Below are 17495 nucleotides of genomic sequence, written 5' to 3' on the forward strand. Positions count from 1 at the left end.
TTTTTGTAATTTATTAAGTGTTAGCATACTAATATTTTACACCAACTGCCGGATTCTTTCGAGGTCTGGCAGTTATTTTTTGCATAGAAAAGGAGCTGCGCACTAATCACTTAGTGCGACAGCCCCACTCGATTTTCATAGGAAAGTTCTACGACCTTCCCTATGAAATAAAAACGCTCCGCGGGTTGTGCACAGATGCGTAAGGAAATTATTTGCCTGCGGCAAATTGCATCAGGCACGCAAAGTTGTCAAGCCCCTCAGAGTGAGGGGTTGGGGCGTTGAAGTGGGCTTGCCCACTTTGTTCTGAATGTTTAATTTAATTTTTGTTTTGCATTATCTAAAAATGAATCGGCGGCTACGATATAGCGCTCGTGTGTGCCGATACCGATTCGGCCTTTATTGTCCATAATTTCCACCTGAAACTCTAATTTCTTGCGGTTGATCTCTGTCAGATGACACTGGCAGGTCACTTTGCAGCCTACGGGAGTGGCAGATACATGGGAAATGTTTAAATTGGTGCCGACTGTGGTCATGCCCTCATCCAGCTTTCCCTCTAATAATTTTACGGCAGCCCTTTCTACCAGGAGTGTCATGGCAGGTGTGGCATACACAGGAAGGCTTCCGCTCCCCCAGCGGGCGGCAGTCAATTCGTCAGTAACTTCTTCTGACAGGGTGATCTTGTCTCCAATTTCAATCTTCATAAGTTGTCCTCTCTTGATTTATTCCATATCATTTTAGGATAGGTAACATTTCATACACTTAGTATAGCAAAATAAGATAAAAATGCCATAGTTTTTTAAGAATTTATTGTAATCTATATATGTCTGAAGATGATTCTCACAGCGTAAGGCTGTAAAAGTCCTCAAAAGGCTATGGTGCAAAGCCGGTAAATACGTTAAAATAGTTTTTGACGGATATAATATTAAAATTAAGGTGAGGAGGAATCTTATTGAAATTATACATGATGAGGCATGGAGAAACTTCATGGAATAAAATACGCAGGATTCAGGGACAGTCGGACATTGATCTGAATGAGGCCGGCAGAGAGGCGGCCAGGCTCACGAGTAAGGCTCTGAAAGATTTCAGATTCGACGCAGCCTATACGAGTCCGCTCAGCAGGGCCAGGGAAACGGGGGAGATCGTACTTGCAGGAAGAGATATTCCGCTGATCGAAGACGAACGCCTGAAAGAGGCCAATTTCGGACCGTATGAAGGGGCTGACCTGAATGAATTATACGAAAAAAAAGAACCTATTCTGGACTTTTTTGACCGTCCGCACAAGATGACACTGATCGAGGGCGCGGAAACCCCGGCTCAGGTCGTAGAGCGGTCGAAAATATTTCTGGAGGAATTTATTCTTCCGATGGAAAAGGAAGCAGAAAGTGTGATCTTATTTACGCACGGAGCGTTTATTCACGGAATGCTGACAAACATGTATAAAAGAGATGTGAGAGACTTTTGGAAGGGGCCGAAGCTGAAGAATTGTTCCATAAGTACGGCAGAATTAAAAGACGGCCGTTTCTGTGTTCTCAGTGAGGCAGAGGTCCTTTATTGAAATTCAGAAAGAGAAAGAAGCTAAAGGAGACATACGATGACGAAATATGAGTTTTTAAAGGAACTCCGGGAAGCGCTGGAGGGACAGGTGCCGATGAGTGAAATTGATGATTCCATTTCCTATTACAGAGATTATTTCAGCCGCCAGGAGGCAGATGGAAGGAGTGAGCAGGAGATCTTGGAAGAACTAGGCAGCCCAAGACTTATCGCAAAATCCATCATCGAGACAAAGGGCGGGGAGCAGATCTATTATGAAGATACCTATGAAGAACAGGTGAATGAAGAGGAAGGTTCTCCGAAAGTTTTTGTGTTTGATTCTTTTCTGACGAAGATTGGGTGTCTGGCAGCGGTGATCATTGTCATCATACTGATTGGAAGCGTGTTCGCCGTAGCGCTCCGCTTTATCGGACCGATCATTATGATCCTTCTTCTTATCTACCTGATCAAAAATGTTTTTGGAAAGAGGTAAGGGCAGAAAATGGATATCATTCAGGAAGTAAACCAGGCCAGGGAGAGGATCGTAAAGTACAGGCAGGATCTTCACCGATGTCCGGAGACGGCCTTTGAAGAATATAAGACTACAGCCTATATCAAGCGGCAGCTGGATGCCATGGGGATATCCTATACACCGTTGCATCCCACAGGTATTGTGGCGGAGATCGGGAAGGGCAGGGGAGCGGCTGCCCTAAGGGCCGATATTGATGCATTAAAAGTAAAAGAGGAGACAGGGTGTTCTTTTGCGTCAGAACATCAGGGATATATGCATGCCTGCGGACATGACGGGCATGCAGCCATTCTTTTGGGCGCAGCCGGTATTCTGAAAAAGCATGAAAAGGAATTATCAAAAAAAGTATTTCTTGTTTTTCAGCCGGCGGAGGAGACTGCCCAGGGGGCAAAACTGGTCCTGGAGTCAGGGCTATTAGAAGGTGTAAAAGAAATTTTCGGCCTCCATATTTTTTCCGGGATCGAAGCCGGGAAGATTTCTCTGGAGGCAGGGCCGAGAATGGCTGCTACGGACTGGTTTTCTATAGACATCAGAGGGAAATCCGGTCATGCCGGAAAACCTCATCTTTGTACGGACGCATCGGTGATCGCTGCCGCCACGGTCATGAACCTTCAGACGATCGTGAGCAGAAATACCGATCCTCTGGACTCAGCTGTAGTTACTGTGGGAAAGATGACCTCAGGTACAGCCAGAAATGTCATATCCGGCTCTGCCGGAATCGAGGGAACGGTCCGGACATTTTCGGAGGAGACTGAAAAAATGGTGAAGGAACGGGTCATCGAAATCGCCGTGGGAACAGCCGGTCAGCTGGGAGGAGAAGCGGCCGTAGATTATCCGCCGTCCAGTCATCCGCCTCTGATCAACGGGGAATCGACGGTGGAGAGAGCCATGCGGGGAGCAGGAAAGATTTTTTCCGAGAAGGACTTTGTGCATGTGCCTCCGATGATGCTAGGAGAAGATTATTCCAACTATTTAAAGACGATTCCGGGAGCCTTTGCATTTGTGGGAGGAGGTAAAGATCAGTTTCCCAATCACCACGGCAGATTTGACATGGATGAAAAGGCACTGGTAAGCGGAGTGAAACTGATGCTTGCTTATGTCATGGAAGAGTAGGCAGTTCGCAGGGATGAGCAGTACAAAAAACGGCAGAATGTACAGTATTTCGTGCTAGACCGCAATTCACAAGTATGCTATAATCATAGCCAAAGAAAAAATAGGCCTCATTTATGGCCTTACAGATTATAAACCAGGGAAAAGGCGGGTAATTATGAATTTAGTTTATCGTAGTACAAGAAACAGGGAAGAGACGGCATCTGCTTCTGAAGCGATCCTTAAGGGACTGACGGATGACGGAGGACTTTTTGTGCCGGATTCTATTCCGAAGCTCCAGGTTTCCGTAGAAGACCTGACAGAGATGACCTATCAGGAAATTGCGTATGCGGTTATGAAGGAGTTTCTCACAGATTTTACAGAGGAAGAGTTAAAGACCTGTATTGCCAATGCTTATGATGACAAGTTTGACACAGAGGAGATCGCTCCGATAGTGAAAGCAGGGGATGTATATTATCTTGAGCTGTTCCACGGCTCCACCATCGCATTCAAGGATATGGCTCTCTCCATCCTCCCTCATCTTTTAGTTACTTCCGCAAAAAAGAATCATGTGAAAAATGAGATCGTGATCCTGACAGCCACTTCCGGAGACACCGGCAAAGCTGCTCTGGCCGGTTTTGCAGACGTGCCGGGAACGAAGATCATTGTCTTTTATCCGAAATCCGGGGTCAGCCCGATCCAGGAAAAGCAGATGCTGACCCAGAAGGGTGAAAATACTTACGTTATCGGCATCAAAGGTAACTTTGACGATGCCCAGACCGGCGTGAAAAAGATGTTCTCCAACAGGGAACTGGCAGCAGTGATGGACGGGAACGGGTATCAGTTTTCATCTGCAAACTCAATTAACATCGGACGTCTGGTTCCTCAGATCGTATATTACGTAAAAGCCTATGCGGATCTGGTGAAAAAAGGTGCAGTAAAAGCAGGAGATCCGATGAACGTCGTAGTCCCTACGGGTAACTTTGGAAATATCCTGGCAGCGTTTTATGCAAAACAGATGGGAATTCCGATCGGAAAGTTTGTCTGTGCGTCCAATGAAAATAAAGTTTTGTTTGATTTCTTCCGGACTGGAGAATATGACAGAAAGCGTGAGTTTGTTGTGACATCATCTCCTTCCATGGACATTTTGATTTCCAGCAATCTGGAGCGTTTGATTTACAGAATTGCTGGAAATGATGCCGAACAGTGTGCGAAATTTATGAATGCTCTGACAGAAGACGGCGCATATGAGATCACACAGGAGATGAGAGACCAGCTCTCAGAGTTCTTCGGGGCTTATGCCACAGAAGAAGAGACTATGGAGAAGATCAGACAGATCTATGAGGCAGAACATTATGTACTGGATACCCATACGGCAGTAGCATCCGTGGCATATGACAAATATATCAAAGACAGTGGTGACAAGACACCGACAGTCATAGCGTCCACCGCCAGCCCGTATAAGTTTACCAGAAGCGTAATGAATGCCATCGATCCAAAATATGATGAAAAGTCTGATTTTGAATTAGTGGATGAGTTACATAGAATTTCCGGCGTGACTGTCCCCGGCGCCATCGAAGAGATCAGGACGGCTCCGATCCTCCACGATACAGTCTGTGAGACGGCAGCTATGGAAGAAGAAATGAAAAAAATCTTGAATATTTAAGATACCAATTATTAAAAACGGCAGAGTTGAATTCTCTGCCGTTTTTTTGTCACAAAAAAGTATTTTTGATGTCTAATACTGCAGGAGGTAAAATTTATGGATAAGATAACAAACCAACAACTTGAACTGCTCATCGGCAAAGCCGTAGACGGAGACAAAAAATCCCTGGAAACAGTGATCATGAGCGTACAGGACCTGATCTTCAATCTTTCCCTCAGGATGCTCGGGACTTTTGCGGATGCAGAGGATGCGTCACAGGACATCATAGTGAAAGTCATCACCCACTTGTCATCGTTTAGAAAAGAGAGTGCTTTTTCTACGTGGGTCTACAGGATTGCGGTAAACCATTTGAAGGATTATAAAAAGCACATGTTTGCCAATAGTCCTCTGAGTCTGGATTTTTACAGGGATGATATTGAGAATGCCCAAATCCGGGACATCCCTGATCTTACACAGAATGTAGAGGTTTCTATTTTAGAAGAAGAACTGAAAATGTCATGTACCAATGTGCTGCTGCAGTGTCTGGACAGCGAGAGCAGATGTATTTTTATTCTGGGAACAATGTTTAAACTGGACAGCCGTATCGCAGGTGATATCCTGGGAATGACACCGGAGGCATACCGAAAGAGGCTTTCCAGAATACGCGGCAAAGTTGCAGATTTCCTTGACTGCTACTGCGGTGAATTTGGCCGGGGGACATGCAGATGCAGAGACAGGCTCAACTATGCCATCGAGAATCACCGCCTGGACCCGGGCAAGCTGGATTATACGGCGGCAGATAAAATTTCAGAACAGACATTGTTTCATGTGAAGGATGCAATGGAAGATATTGATGATTTATCAATGAAATTTTCTTTTTGTAAATCCTATGGGTCACCGGAGAAAATGAAACAGTTTATCAGGGAGTTTCTGGATTCTGCTCCGTTTTCTGTCGTGAAAGAATCGTAAGGAGGGATTATACATGAATATGGAACTGATTTTAAATTATTTATCGGAACTCAGTCGAAATAATAACCGGGAGTGGTATCATGCGCACAAGGAAGAGTATCAGCAGGCCAATGCAACTGGTGAGGGACACCAGGTTCAGCCGTGATAAGTCTCCGTATAATCCCTGTTTCCGCGCTCACATTTCATCAAAAGGCAAACTGCCGGTTCCCGTTGGATATTATATCATGATCCGGCCGGGTGATCAGTCTTTTTTAGGCGGAGGTTTATTTGCGGATATGTTTAAAGACGCTACAAGGATGGTGCGGGACTATCTTTCAAAACATCCTGCGGAGTGGGAACAAATCATCGGGTCTGAAGAGTTTAAGAGCTATTTTGCTGTAAAGGGCACGGCACTGAAAAATGTGCCTGCAGGCTACGATGAGGATCATCTACAGGCTAAATATCTGAAGAATAAAAGCTGGTATCTGGAATATTTCATAAAAGACGAGGAACTCCTGGATGGGGAACAATTTCTGGACAGAGCTGCAGACATTTTTCATAAAATGAAACCGTTTAATGATTATCTGAACAGAGCATTGGAAAGCTTTAAGATGCCTCAGAGATAAAAATGCCATACCCTGAGGGCGGACACGCATCGCGTGTTAAGGTATACCCACAGGGCATCCCGTATTTTATACCCTGAGGGTGGACACGCATCGCGTGTTAAGGTATACCCACAGGGCATCCCGTATTTTATACCCTGAGGGTGGACACGCATCGCGTGTTAAGGTATACCCACAGGGCATCCCGTATTTTATACCCTGAGGGTGGACACGCATCGCGTGTTAAGGTATACCCACAGGGCATCCCGTATTTTATACCCTGAGGGTGGACACGCATCGCGTGTTAAGGTATACCCACAGGGCATCCCGTATTTTATACCCTACGGGTGGACACGCATCGCGTGTTAAGGTATACCCACAGGGCATCCCGTATTTTATACCCTACGGGTGGACACGCTTCGCGTGTTAAGGTATAATTTAAGAAAAAGTATGTGAGGAGACGGTGATTATGCCAAAGGATTTATTTGATAAGATCGAGCAGACCATAACGACTACTGGGAAGGCAGCGGCGAAAAAGGCAAGGGAAGTAGCAGATACGGCAAAGATTAAAAATGATATCCGCGTTGCGAAGCGTGAATTAAATGATTTGTATGAGCAGGTTGGACGGCAGTATTTTGAGTCTCATATGGATTATCCGGAAGCGGAATATATTGATCTGTTTAATCTGATCGAAAAGATCCGGGGAGATATCAAAGTCATGGAAGCGGACCTTGAGATGGTCAGAGAAGAAGAATCGTAAGATTGAGATTAGTAAAATATAAAAGCCGGCAGGAAATTTTATCCTGCCGGCTTTTTAGTGTTGTGTGATCAGAGATTTGTTTTTCTTTCCATGAGATATCTTGTCAGGAAGAAGGAGACGATAATCTCTATGATGCTGCCGATGATCATCATAGGCAGCAGATAGTAGCAGAATTTCTCAAGTCCGGTAAAATTCATAAAGTTCGGGAAGATGGACGAGAAGATGTTGGTCACAAGTGAAAGTGCCGCAGTTGCAAGGAAATAAGTTCCTATGGATGCCGCCAGGCGGTGGTTCGGTAAAAGACCTCCGATGGTAATACAGAGGTATACGAACAGCGGTGATGATATGGCACTCAATATCAATGAAGACAAAGTCTCAGTGATAAATAAAAATCTGATTCCTGGGTCAATCTTGTTAAATTCCTGGAATGAAAGGGACAGCACATGACAGAAATCGGTCCAGTATGGCGTACCTGCCAGGAAAATAAAAATAGAGAACATGAATGCGACGGAGGAGATAACAAACCAGAAGATACTGATCAGAAGTTTGTTCAGGATCTGAAGGTTGATGGAAACAGGAAGCGTAAAGCTTAAGTATCCTTCATCGGTATAAAAGTTCTTATAAAACCGGTAAAAAGAGATAATAAAGCACATGAGGTACAGAGCGATCACGGCCACTACATAGATGGTCACAATAAAAATGCTGAGAGTCATGCGCAGCGGATCATTGCCGAATCCGATCATCATCATAAACAGTTTGAATAACAGTGTGATCCCGCCGAATGTTGCGAGCAGAGGCACAAAATACCGGGCGGTGGCTTTCAATTCATATTTCAGTAGTTTTCCTAGCATTTGAATACCTCCCTGAATAACTGGTCCACAGATTTTTGTTTCTCCTCCCGGATCTGGTCGACGGTTGCAGACAGAGTGATCTTTCCGTTCTGTAAAAACAGGACGTCGTCCAGGACGGTTTCGATGTCACTGATCAGATGGGTGGAAATGATCAGGCTGGCATCCGGATTGTAGTTTGAAATAATCGTTTTTAAAATATAATCACGGGCAGCGGGATCTACACCGGCGATCGGCTCATCCAGAAGATATAATTTTGCATTCCGGCTCATGACTAAGATGAGCTGTACTTTTTCTTTTGTTCCCTTAGACAGTGTTTTCAGGCGCTTATTCTCATCAATTCCAAGATCCTTCAGCATATAGAGCGCCTTTTCTTTGTTAAAGTCTTTATAAAAATCATCAAAGTAAGTAAATACTTCATGGATTTTCATCCACTCCGGCAGATACATCCGGTCCGGAAGATAGGAAATGTGCTCCCGGGAATGGATGCCGAGGGGCTGGCTGTCAAACAGGATATCTCCCTCTGTTGCCGTCAGCAGGCCGTTGATCAGTTTGATCAGTGTGCTCTTGCCGCTTCCATTAGGGCCTAAAAGACCGATGATACGTCCGGAGGGAATTTTTAAGTTGAGTCTGTCTAAGGCTAAAAAACCTGAGTAAACCTTAGAAAGATTATTACATTCAAGAATATAGTTCATATAGATACCTCTCATTGCTATCTTATTAGTTTGATAATGTCTTCTTTTTTCAGACCAAATCGTTCCATCTTCTTCAGGAACTCTGCAATTTCCTTTTCGGCAATTGAAGCCTGCAGTGACTGAATCAGCTGCTCATCTTCGGTGACAAATCGTCCGCTGGTCCTCTGGGAATAGAGCAGGCCGCTGCGCTCCAGTTCGGACAGTGCTTTCTGCATTGTATTCGGATTCACAGAAGCACAGGCGGCCAGATCCCGGACGGAAGGCAGCTTTCCTCCGAGAGGATAGACACCGGAAAGGATATCGCCTTGAATATGTTCCATCAGCTGAAGATAAATCGGCCGGTCATCGGATAATTCCCATGCCATAATAAACCTCGCTTTCTTGTATTAAGTATCTAGTACAATGGTATAATAGACTGGAAAAAAAGTCAATTAATTTTTAAAAATAAATTGACTGTGACTGGAAATAATTGTATAATGAGATCAATAAATGGAAATAAAAGGAGGATTTACATTATGTTTCAAATTGTAGATATGACAGATATGGGCAATGGCCGGGATTCCAATCAGGACTCTTATCTCCTCAAAGAAGAAGAGATCTGCGGACAGCAGATATTGATGGCGGTTATGTGCGACGGCATGGGAGGACTCAGCAGGGGAGAGATCGCAAGCGGATACATTGTAGGTTCGCTGGACCGGTGGTTTGCCCACACACTCCCGGTCCTCCTCAAACAAAAGATGAAGATCATGAGGATTCAAAAGGAACTGGTGGCTGCCATCAAGAAGATCAACCACCGGCTGATCCTTTTGAGCCAAGAATACGGGGACACGATGGGGAGCACCCTGACGCTTCTTTTTGCGGCAGACCGCCGGTTTTTTGTACTGAACATCGGTGACTCCAGAGCCTATTGGTTTGACCGGGACCAGAAGTATGTCACCAGGGATCATACCCTGGTCCAGGAAGAAGTCAGCCGCGGACTGCTGACCATAGAGGAAGCGAAGACCGATGCCAGAAAACATATTCTGATGCAGTGCATTGGTGTTACAAAGGAGATCACCATTGACTGTTACAATGGGAAACTTAAACCGGGGATGGAATTTCTGCTCTGCACAGACGGGTTCTACGGTATGCTCAGGGAGGAGGAGATTTACGAAGTGGAAGCTTCCAAAGACGAGATGAGACGATGGGTGAGAAAATGTTTTGATAAAGTAAAAGAAAGAGGGGAATTGGACAACTTATCATGCATTGTCGTAAAAGTTTCCTGACATGGACAGAGACTGTACAGGAAACTGTATACTTTTAAAGCGGTTAGGCAGGGGAGGACAGGGAGAGATCTATTTAGCCTGGGATGAAGAGAAATCAAGCTACACAGCGGTTAAAAGGTTTGAAAGCCAGCTCTTGGAAGGAATCAGGGAAGCGCGGATACTGGAGTCATTATGTCATCCGGGGATACCAGAGTATCTTGGACGGAGATCGGAAGACGGACACTTAGATCTTTTTATGGAATATATTCCGGGCATCTCAGTGAAAGAGTATATCAGGATTCATGAGAAGATCCCCGAACGCCGGACAGCTGTATGGGGCATACAGCTGCTGGATATTTTAGACTATCTTCATAGGAGATCTCCGCCGGTGATCCACTGCGATATTAAACCGTCCAATCTGATAATCACGAAGAGAGGCAGGCTCTTTCTGATCGACTATGGCACGGCAATTCTGGGGAAGGATGGGAATCAAAAGCTGGGGACCTGCGGATATGCTGCACCGGAGCAGATGGATGGACTCGGGTATGCAGATGAACAGAGTGATATTTACAGTTTTGGCATGACCTTATATCACATGGCCACAGGACACCACCCTGGTAAGAAACCATGGGAAGATGATAAAAACTATGGGTTTTCCAGGGGATTTTCAAAGGTGCTGAACAAGTGCCTGCAAAAGGATAAGAAAGACCGTTATCTGACGGTATCAGAAGTGAGACGCGGGCTTAAGAGAGCTTTAAGAAAGCGGGCCGCTATCCGGACCGGAGCAGCAGTTTTTTTGATTCTTGCGGCGGGAACTTGCTGGAAGACTGGAGACGGGCAAGAGCAGTCTGCATATGCTGAGCTGTTATCCAAAGCCGAAGAAGAACGGTCAAAGGCAGGGAGCAGGTTTTCGATGAAAGCAGTCCGGTATTATGAGCTGGCGATCGATCGGGGCCCGGGTCAGGCACCGGCATATGAGAGACTGCTGAAATATTATCAGTCTGCCGGAAGGGAAAAAGAAGGCCTTACAGTTCTGGCAGAATATGTGGAGTCTAAAGACTTTGATGCCGTGGGGAAGGAAGCTCTTTTATACAGGATGGGTCTTTTATATCTCCAGGGAAAAGAGGGAAAGGAAGGATTCCCACCGGACCCGATTTTGGCATACCGGTATCTGGCGATGCAGGAGCATCCTTCGGATATCGAAAAAGATTATACAGAACTTGCGGGGATTTTATCGGGAAAGAGTTATCAGGCAGACAGGCTGTGGGAAATTCTGGACCGGTGCGGGAAAAAGACAGAAGATTTCCGGCAGACATATCTTTTATTTCAGATCTGCCGACAAAAAGAGCAGGAGCTGAAGAAGTTCGGGGATGTTGAAAAAAAGCAGGAGGAACTGGCAGATCTCATGGAAAAATTGTCTGAGAACAGTGATGAAAGGAGGACTGCACTGCGCGAAAAAGCGGCATATTATGAGCGCATGATAGACAGCTGCGGCCTTGAGGCATGGATAGAGGCCGCAGACCGGTACACAGATATGCTGGAGCAGGAAAAAGAAAAGGCAGAGATGCAGCTGAAAAAGGCCAGACTGTTCGCCGGGTATGGGAGAAAAAAGAGTGCAGAGGAAGTGTACCGGGCAGTCATCAGACAGTATTCGGGATGGCCTGAGGGATATATAGCATATGGTTTTTATTTGGCGGAAGCAGGAAAGAGGGATATGGCACAGAATATGTACCGCAGGGCAAAGGGCCTCGGTGCAGGAGGGGATACGGAACTTCATAAACTCGGAGCTGTTTTGGGGGAGGAAAATAATTAGATGCTGAATCGAAAAAAGATAGCAGGAGTTTTTATGATCGTGTTTGCTGCGGCGGGATGCACGGTTTTTGGCGGTGAGAAAGAGGAACCTTCTTTGAGGGCGGAGTTTGCGGATGGAGAGCAGGAAACCTATATAGCAAAGGAGCGGGAACTTAAAATTACTCTGCTGAAGGAAGAAGCAGACAGGGACAAAGTAATCTGCCGCGCCGAAGGGAACGATGGTAAAGAAAAGTGGGATGCAGGAAATATAACTTGGCTGTCAGACAAAGAAGGCAGGGTTATCTTTCAGAGGGAGGGCTGGTACAGAGTCAGTGTGGAATATGATGGTGAATCCAGTATGCTTCAGGAATTTTGTCTGGAAACAACAAAACCGGAGGAGCCGGAGGCGGATACGGGTTCCTATATGCAGGGCACATGGACAAACCGCCCTGTGCATATAAATTTGTCTCAGGGAAGCTCTTTTTCAGGACGATCCGGCTTTGAATACCTGGAATCAGAACAGGGAGAGTGGAAAGAAGCTGAGGGGGACAGTATTACAGTTAAGACAAACGGGATACACAGATACAAAGTGCGCGCGGTTTCCAAAGCAGGGTACCGGAGTGCCGCTGCCGATGTCTTTGTGAAGTTCTGGGATAAACAGCCCGGAAAACCAAAGGTAAACTGCCCCGGCTCCGCGGATGGAGAGTGGCACAAAAAAGAGGTGAGGATCCGTGCAGAGAAAAGGCAGAAAAAGGGTCCCAGACTAAAAACCTTTATCACAGCAAAGAATTTGGATACGGGGAGGAAAAAAACTATTGAAGAAAACAGTCTTTTGCTTTCTGAAGAAGGGAAATACCAGATCCGAGTGGTTCAGAAGGATGAGGCAGGAAATATCTCAAAGAAAGAATGGAAAAAGAATATTTATATAGACGGCAGTAAGCCCCGGATCAGCCTGGAAGGAAAAACGGTGAATCTATATGAGAAGGATGGCTGCAAACTCAAAGTGACCATAAAAGATTCCTATCTGGATGCAGAGAGCATACGGTGGCAGACTACGGGGAAAGTTGTGAATCAAACAGCAAAAGAAGGAGTGCTGAAAGCAGATATATATTTTGAAAAAGAAGGGGAGCAAAAGCTGTCAGTCTCATGTCAGGATCAGGCCGGAAATTCCGCAGAGGCTTCTGCCGGGCATTTTTTCATAGATAAAACAAAACCACAGCTTAAAATCACGGGGATCAGTTCTCTTGGAATCTATAATTTTGCGCCAGAGGCCAAGGTGAGCTGTATGGACGATACTCCTACGGAGGTTTCTTTATACTTAAACGGTAAATTGTTAAAGAGAGAGAACGTAAAGCCAGGAGAAAACAGGAAAGCGGCGTACCCGATGCTGTCAGAAGACGGATACTATTGTGCCGAAGCCCGGGCCAGAGACAGTGCCGGAAATACGGCATCAGAAAAAGTTTTTTTTACTGTCAGCTGTAAGGGAACACAGATCATACCGGACGGGAATACCGTACACCAAAGCAGTTCAATGAAGGATCAGGGATCATTCGGATTTCGGATGAAAAATGTAGTGCCTTCTTATGTGACAGAATTTGTTGTGAATGGCCGGACCGTACCCTATGAGAGAAAGGGAGATTATGTCTATATAAGCAATAAGTATTTAAAGAATGGGTCAAACCAGATAAAAGTGAAGATGAAAGATATAACCGGCCATGTCAGTACACTGAAAAAGCCATTGAATCTTCACTATGATGCGGAACCTCCTGTGATCCTCATATCCGGGGTCAGACACGGAATCACTTATCGGGAGAAAAAGCAAATCCAGGTAAAAGTTCAGGATGATCAGGACCGGATAACGGGTTTATGGATGGACGGCAGGAAGATAAAGTTTTCAGACGGACAGACGGTGATCCGGTGCGGCACAGACGGAAATCACAGGCTAAAGGCTGAGGCCGTGGGAAGGTCGGGGCTTAAGTCCGGCAGAACGGTGGAGTTTAAAATCAGTACGAAACAGAGAAAACATTCAAAACGTCCATTCGGGTTTCTGATTTCCGGGATCTATTTCCTTACGGCACTTTATCTCATGTTTTTCTTTTTCCGAAGCCGAAAATCATAAGAAACAAGTTAAAATCTTCTTTATTCTGTGTTATAATGAGGCTTAATGCAGAGGTTTCGTGAAAGGAGATTTAAAAATGGCAGAAGAAATGAAAGAAACAATGGAACAGTATGAGAATGAATTGGAAGCATCCTTCCGTAAGATGGATGAGGGAGATATAGTTGAGGGGGATGTATTGAGCGTCAGCGACGAAGAGGCAGTTATCGATTTAAAATATTATGCTCAGGGTATTCTGAAAGCTTCTGAATACAGCGATGATCCGAATATCACATTGACAGAAGCACTCCGTGAAGGCGACAGGCTAAAAGCAAAAGTAATTTCCGTGGATGACGGAGAGGGAAATATCCTGTTGTCCAAGAGAGAGGCCAATCAGGTTCTCGCCTGGGACCGCCTTCAGAAACTGATGGATGAAGAAGCAGTTCTCAGTCTCACTGTGGGCGGAGTCGTCAACGGAGGTGTGATCGTTTACGTAGAAGGAATCCGCGGGTTTATCCCGGCTTCCCAGCTTTCCTTAAATTATGTGGAAGACCTGAACACATGGCTCAAAAAAGAAGTGGAAGCCAAGATCATTAACGTAGATGAGAGCAGGAATAAACTTGTACTCTCAGCCAAAGAAGTGGAAAAGGCAAAGGCTCAGGAGGAGCTTAACCACAAGATGGCCATGATGCGTCCGGGCATGGTGCTGGAAGGTACTGTAGAAAATATCATGCCGTACGGAGCGTTTGTGGATCTTGGCGATGGACTTAGCGGCTTGATCCATATATCACAGTTCAGCGAAAAAAGAATTAAAAGCCCGAAAGAAATGGTAGAAGAAGGACAAAAGGTCAAAGTAAAGGTTTTAAAAATCGCCGACAACAAGATCAGTCTCAGCATGAAGGTACTGGAGGAATCCAGAGAGGCGGAAAAAGTTGAGACCGGAATTGAATATAAGGAAGAGGAAAAGGCACAGACCAGCCTCGGAGACTTACTGGCAAATCTTAAGTTATAATTCAGAGAGGAATCAAAAGATGGCAGGTTCAAGCATTGGCACATTATTCAAAATTACAACGTGGGGAGAGACCCATGGAGAGGGGCTTGGAGTCGTCGTAGATGGATGCCCGGCCGGACTTTCTATTTCAAAGGAAGATATTCAGCAGTACTTAAACCGCAGAAAACCGGGACAGTCAAAATATACGACGCCCCGGAAAGAGGACGATCAGGCAGAGATCCTGTCCGGAGTTTTCGAAGGAAAAACTACCGGAACTCCCATTTCCATGGCTGTCTATAACAAGGACCAGAGATCCAGAGACTACAGTCAGATCAAAGATGTTTACCGGCCCGGGCATGCGGATTATACTTATGATGCCAAATATGGAATCAGGGATTACAGAGGCGGAGGAAGGTCTTCCGGAAGAGAGACCATCGGGCGTGTGGCTGCCGGGGCAGTGGCCGTCAAGCTTTTAAAGGAACTTGGCATTACGGTAACGGCATACGCAAAAGAGATCGGCGGCATCACGGCAGACGAGAAACGATTTGATATAGAAGAGATCTTCCGGAACCCGTTTTATATGCCCGACAGAGAAGCAGCATTGAAAGTGCAGGAATATGCGGACCACATGATGAGAGAGCAGGATTCTATGGGCGGTATTATCGAGTGTACCGTTCAAGGGTTAAAGCCCGGGATCGGTGATCCGGTGTTTGAAAAGCTGGATGCCAATCTGGCCAAAGCAGTGCTTTCGATCGGTGCCGTAAAGGGATTTGAGATCGGTGACGGCTTTGCGGCGGCCTCATCCAGCGGATCCCAGAATAATGACGCTTATGAGTATCGGGAAGGCAGAATTGTAAAAAAGTCAAATCACTCAGGAGGAGTGCTGGGAGGAATCAGTGACGGCAGCCCGGTCGTGTTCCGGGCGGCAGTCAAGCCGACTCCGTCTATCGCAAAGGTCCAGCCTACGGCAGGAAAAAACGGAGCAGATATCGACCTTTCCATCGGGGGAAGACATGATCCGATGATTGTTCCAAGAGCTGTGGTAGTGGTCGAATCCATGGCAGCGGTCACGATTGCAGACGGGCTGCTTATGAATCTGAGTGCCAGCATGGACTCTGTAAAAAAAATATACGGACAATGGTGAATATATGTATCAGTTAATAAAAAAAGACGGAAGAGCAAAAAGAGGACGGTTTACGACCGTTCATGGGACGATAGAGACCCCGGTTTTTATGAATGTGGGGACAGTGGCTGCGATCAAGGGGGCAGTGAGCACAGATGATTTAAAAGAGATCAGAACACAGGTGGAACTTTCCAATACCTATCATCTCCATGTAAGACCGGGGGATCGGCTGATCAAGGAATTCGGGGGCCTTCATAAGTTTATGAACTGGGACCGTCCGATCCTTACAGATTCAGGGGGATTTCAGGTCTTTTCCCTGGCCAAGCTGCGTAAGATAAAGGAGGAAGGTGTTTCTTTTTCTTCCCATATTGATGGACGGAAGATTTTTATGGGACCCGAGGAGAGTATGCAGATCCAGTCTAATCTGGGATCTACTATCGCTATGGCCTTCGACGAGTGTCCGCCCCATCCAGCGGAGAGAAAATACATGCAGGATTCTGTGGACCGCACGACCAGATGGCTGCACCGCTGTAAAAAAGAGCTGGATCGTCTGAACCGTCTGCCGGATACGGTGAATCCGCATCAGATGCTGTTTGGAATCAATCAGGGCGGAACCTATGAAGACATCCGTATCTCTCATGCAAAAGAGATTTCCAGGCTTGACCTTGACGGCTATGCCCTGGGAGGCCTGGCGGTAGGGGAATCCCACGCGGAGATGTATCGTATTCTGGATGAAACCGTCCCGTATCTTCCAGAAGCAAAACCTACTTATCTGATGGGAGTGGGCACTCCCGCCAATATTTTGGAAGCGGTAGACCGGGGAGTAGACTTTTTTGACTGCGTTTACCCGACAAGAAACGGCAGGCATGGACATGTCTATACCAACCACGGCAAGATGAACCTGTTCAATAAAAAATATGAGCTGGATCACAGGCCTATAGAAGAAGGATGCCAGTGTCCAGCGTGCAGAAGCTTCAGCAGGGCTTATATCAGACATCTGCTCAAGGCAAAAGAAATGCTTGGTATGAGACTGTGTGTCTTGCATAACTTATATTTTTATAATACAATGATGGAAGAGATTCGGGAGGCCATTGAACAGGGGCGATACAGAGAGTACAAGGAGAGAAAGCTTTCTGGTATGGAAAATAAGTGATCAGGATTCAAGAAATTGAATTTGATATATTATTATTTTAAATGGAGGAAAAAGAACAAATGCAATCACAATTTAGTATGATTCTGTGGCTTATTATTGTGTTCGGAGGTATGTATTTCTTACTGATCCGTCCGCAGAAGAAAAAAGACCAGCAGATGAAGGAATTAGCGGCTTCTCTGGAAGTTGGGGACAGTGTACTTACCATCAGCGGCTTCTATGGTGTGATCGTGGATGTCGTAGATGACAAAACGATCGTTGTAGAATTCGGAAATGACAAACATTGCCGTATTCCTATGGAACGTGCTGCCATTTCTCAGGTTGAGAAACCGAATCAGGGAACAAAAGAAGATTAATATGCAGGGACGGCGCTTTTTTGCGCCGTCTTTTCTGTACCCAAGAGGGCGCTTTAAGAAGGAGTGAGTCAAAAGAAGTTGGTTATCAGAAGCATCCAG

17 protein-coding genes and 1 pseudogene are annotated in these 17495 nt (G+C 45.7%); 14 read left to right on the forward strand and 4 right to left on the reverse strand.

Going from position 1 to position 17495, the window contains the following annotated elements; genetic code table 11:
- Positions 1 to 311: 311 nt before the first annotated feature.
- A complete protein-coding gene (locus CI597_RS02420) occupies positions 312 to 701 on the reverse strand; it encodes a thioesterase family protein (protein ID WP_024728329.1) in 390 nt (129 codons plus the stop codon).
- Between the two features lie 248 nt (positions 702 to 949).
- On the opposite strand from CI597_RS02420, the gene CI597_RS02425 reads away from it, so the two are divergent.
- The 7 genes and pseudogenes from CI597_RS02425 to CI597_RS02455 all read left to right on the forward strand — a co-directional run bounded on the left by CI597_RS02425 (position 950) and on the right by CI597_RS02455 (position 7103).
- Positions 950 to 1555, forward strand: a complete 606-nt coding sequence (locus CI597_RS02425) for a histidine phosphatase family protein (RefSeq protein ID WP_024728328.1) — start codon at positions 950 to 952, stop codon at positions 1553 to 1555.
- Positions 1556 to 1591: 36 nt separating this feature from the next.
- Positions 1592 to 2023, forward strand: coding sequence for a DUF1700 domain-containing protein (locus CI597_RS02430; protein WP_024728327.1), 432 nt, complete (start codon positions 1592 to 1594; stop codon positions 2021 to 2023).
- A 9-nt stretch (positions 2024 to 2032) separates the two neighbouring features.
- Positions 2033 to 3172, forward strand: a complete 1140-nt coding sequence (locus tag CI597_RS02435; RefSeq protein WP_024728326.1) for a M20 metallopeptidase family protein — start codon at positions 2033 to 2035, stop codon at positions 3170 to 3172.
- A gap of 154 nt (positions 3173 to 3326) precedes the next feature.
- Positions 3327 to 4814 (forward strand): threonine synthase, encoded by a 1488-nt coding sequence (thrC, locus tag CI597_RS02440; protein WP_024728325.1) that lies wholly within the window; start codon positions 3327 to 3329, stop codon positions 4812 to 4814.
- A gap of 96 nt (positions 4815 to 4910) precedes the next feature.
- Positions 4911 to 5762 (forward strand): RNA polymerase sigma factor, encoded by an 852-nt coding sequence (locus CI597_RS02445; protein ID WP_024728324.1) that lies wholly within the window; start codon positions 4911 to 4913, stop codon positions 5760 to 5762.
- 13 nt (positions 5763 to 5775) lie between these two features.
- Positions 5776 to 6367 (forward strand): annotated as a pseudogene (locus CI597_RS02450) (DUF2461 domain-containing protein).
- Positions 6368 to 6812: 445 nt separating this feature from the next.
- Positions 6813 to 7103 carry a hypothetical protein gene (locus tag CI597_RS02455; protein ID WP_006566422.1) on the forward strand — a complete coding sequence of 97 codons (291 nt, stop codon included), beginning with the start codon at positions 6813 to 6815 and terminating at the stop codon, positions 7101 to 7103.
- 68 nt (positions 7104 to 7171) lie between these two features.
- Here CI597_RS02455 and CI597_RS02460 read toward each other — a convergent pair whose 3' ends face one another.
- The 3 genes from CI597_RS02460 to CI597_RS02470 are packed head-to-tail and all read right to left on the reverse strand — an operon-like array spanning position 7172 to position 9011.
- Positions 7172 to 7954, reverse strand: a complete 783-nt coding sequence (locus CI597_RS02460; protein ID WP_024728323.1) for a hypothetical protein — start codon at positions 7952 to 7954, stop codon at positions 7172 to 7174.
- Entirely contained in the window at positions 7948 to 8646 is a 699-nt protein-coding gene (locus CI597_RS02465) for an ABC transporter ATP-binding protein (protein ID WP_024728322.1), read from the reverse strand. The genes CI597_RS02460 and CI597_RS02465 overlap by 7 nt, the downstream gene beginning before the upstream one ends.
- Positions 8647 to 8663: 17 nt before the next feature.
- Complete coding sequence (locus tag CI597_RS02470) at positions 8664 to 9011, reverse strand: GntR family transcriptional regulator (protein WP_024728321.1); 348 nt, start codon at positions 9009 to 9011, stop codon at positions 8664 to 8666.
- 150 nt (positions 9012 to 9161) lie between these two features.
- On the opposite strand from CI597_RS02470, the gene CI597_RS02475 reads away from it, so the two are divergent.
- From CI597_RS02475 to yajC, 7 genes are all read left to right on the forward strand, one after another.
- Positions 9162 to 9911 (forward strand): PP2C family protein-serine/threonine phosphatase, encoded by a 750-nt coding sequence (locus tag CI597_RS02475; RefSeq protein WP_024728320.1) that lies wholly within the window; start codon positions 9162 to 9164, stop codon positions 9909 to 9911.
- Position 9912: 1 nt separating this feature from the next.
- A complete protein-coding gene (locus CI597_RS02480) occupies positions 9913 to 11703 on the forward strand; it encodes a protein kinase domain-containing protein (protein WP_024728319.1) in 1791 nt (596 codons plus the stop codon).
- Positions 11704 to 13800: a hypothetical protein gene (locus CI597_RS02485; RefSeq protein WP_095142874.1), complete on the forward strand. Its 2097-nt coding sequence runs from the start codon at positions 11704 to 11706 to the stop codon at positions 13798 to 13800.
- Positions 13801 to 13876: 76 nt separating this feature from the next.
- Positions 13877 to 14788: a S1 RNA-binding domain-containing protein gene (locus CI597_RS02490; protein ID WP_243167368.1), complete on the forward strand. Its 912-nt coding sequence runs from the start codon at positions 13877 to 13879 to the stop codon at positions 14786 to 14788.
- Between the two features lie 19 nt (positions 14789 to 14807).
- Positions 14808 to 15911, forward strand: a complete 1104-nt coding sequence (gene aroC / locus CI597_RS02495) for a chorismate synthase (protein ID WP_024728316.1) — start codon at positions 14808 to 14810, stop codon at positions 15909 to 15911.
- Positions 15912 to 15915: 4 nt separating this feature from the next.
- Positions 15916 to 17043 (forward strand): tRNA guanosine(34) transglycosylase Tgt, encoded by a 1128-nt coding sequence (tgt, locus tag CI597_RS02500; RefSeq protein ID WP_024728315.1) that lies wholly within the window; start codon positions 15916 to 15918, stop codon positions 17041 to 17043.
- 59 nt (positions 17044 to 17102) lie between these two features.
- Entirely contained in the window at positions 17103 to 17396 is a 294-nt protein-coding gene (gene yajC / locus CI597_RS02505; protein ID WP_024728314.1) for a preprotein translocase subunit YajC, read from the forward strand.
- Positions 17397 to 17495 lie beyond the last annotated feature (99 nt).

Origin of the sequence: Anaerostipes hominis (ex Lee et al. 2021) (genome assembly GCF_002270485.1) — a bacterium.
In the GTDB taxonomy this organism is placed as follows: domain Bacteria; phylum Bacillota; class Clostridia; order Lachnospirales; family Lachnospiraceae; genus Anaerostipes; species Anaerostipes hominis.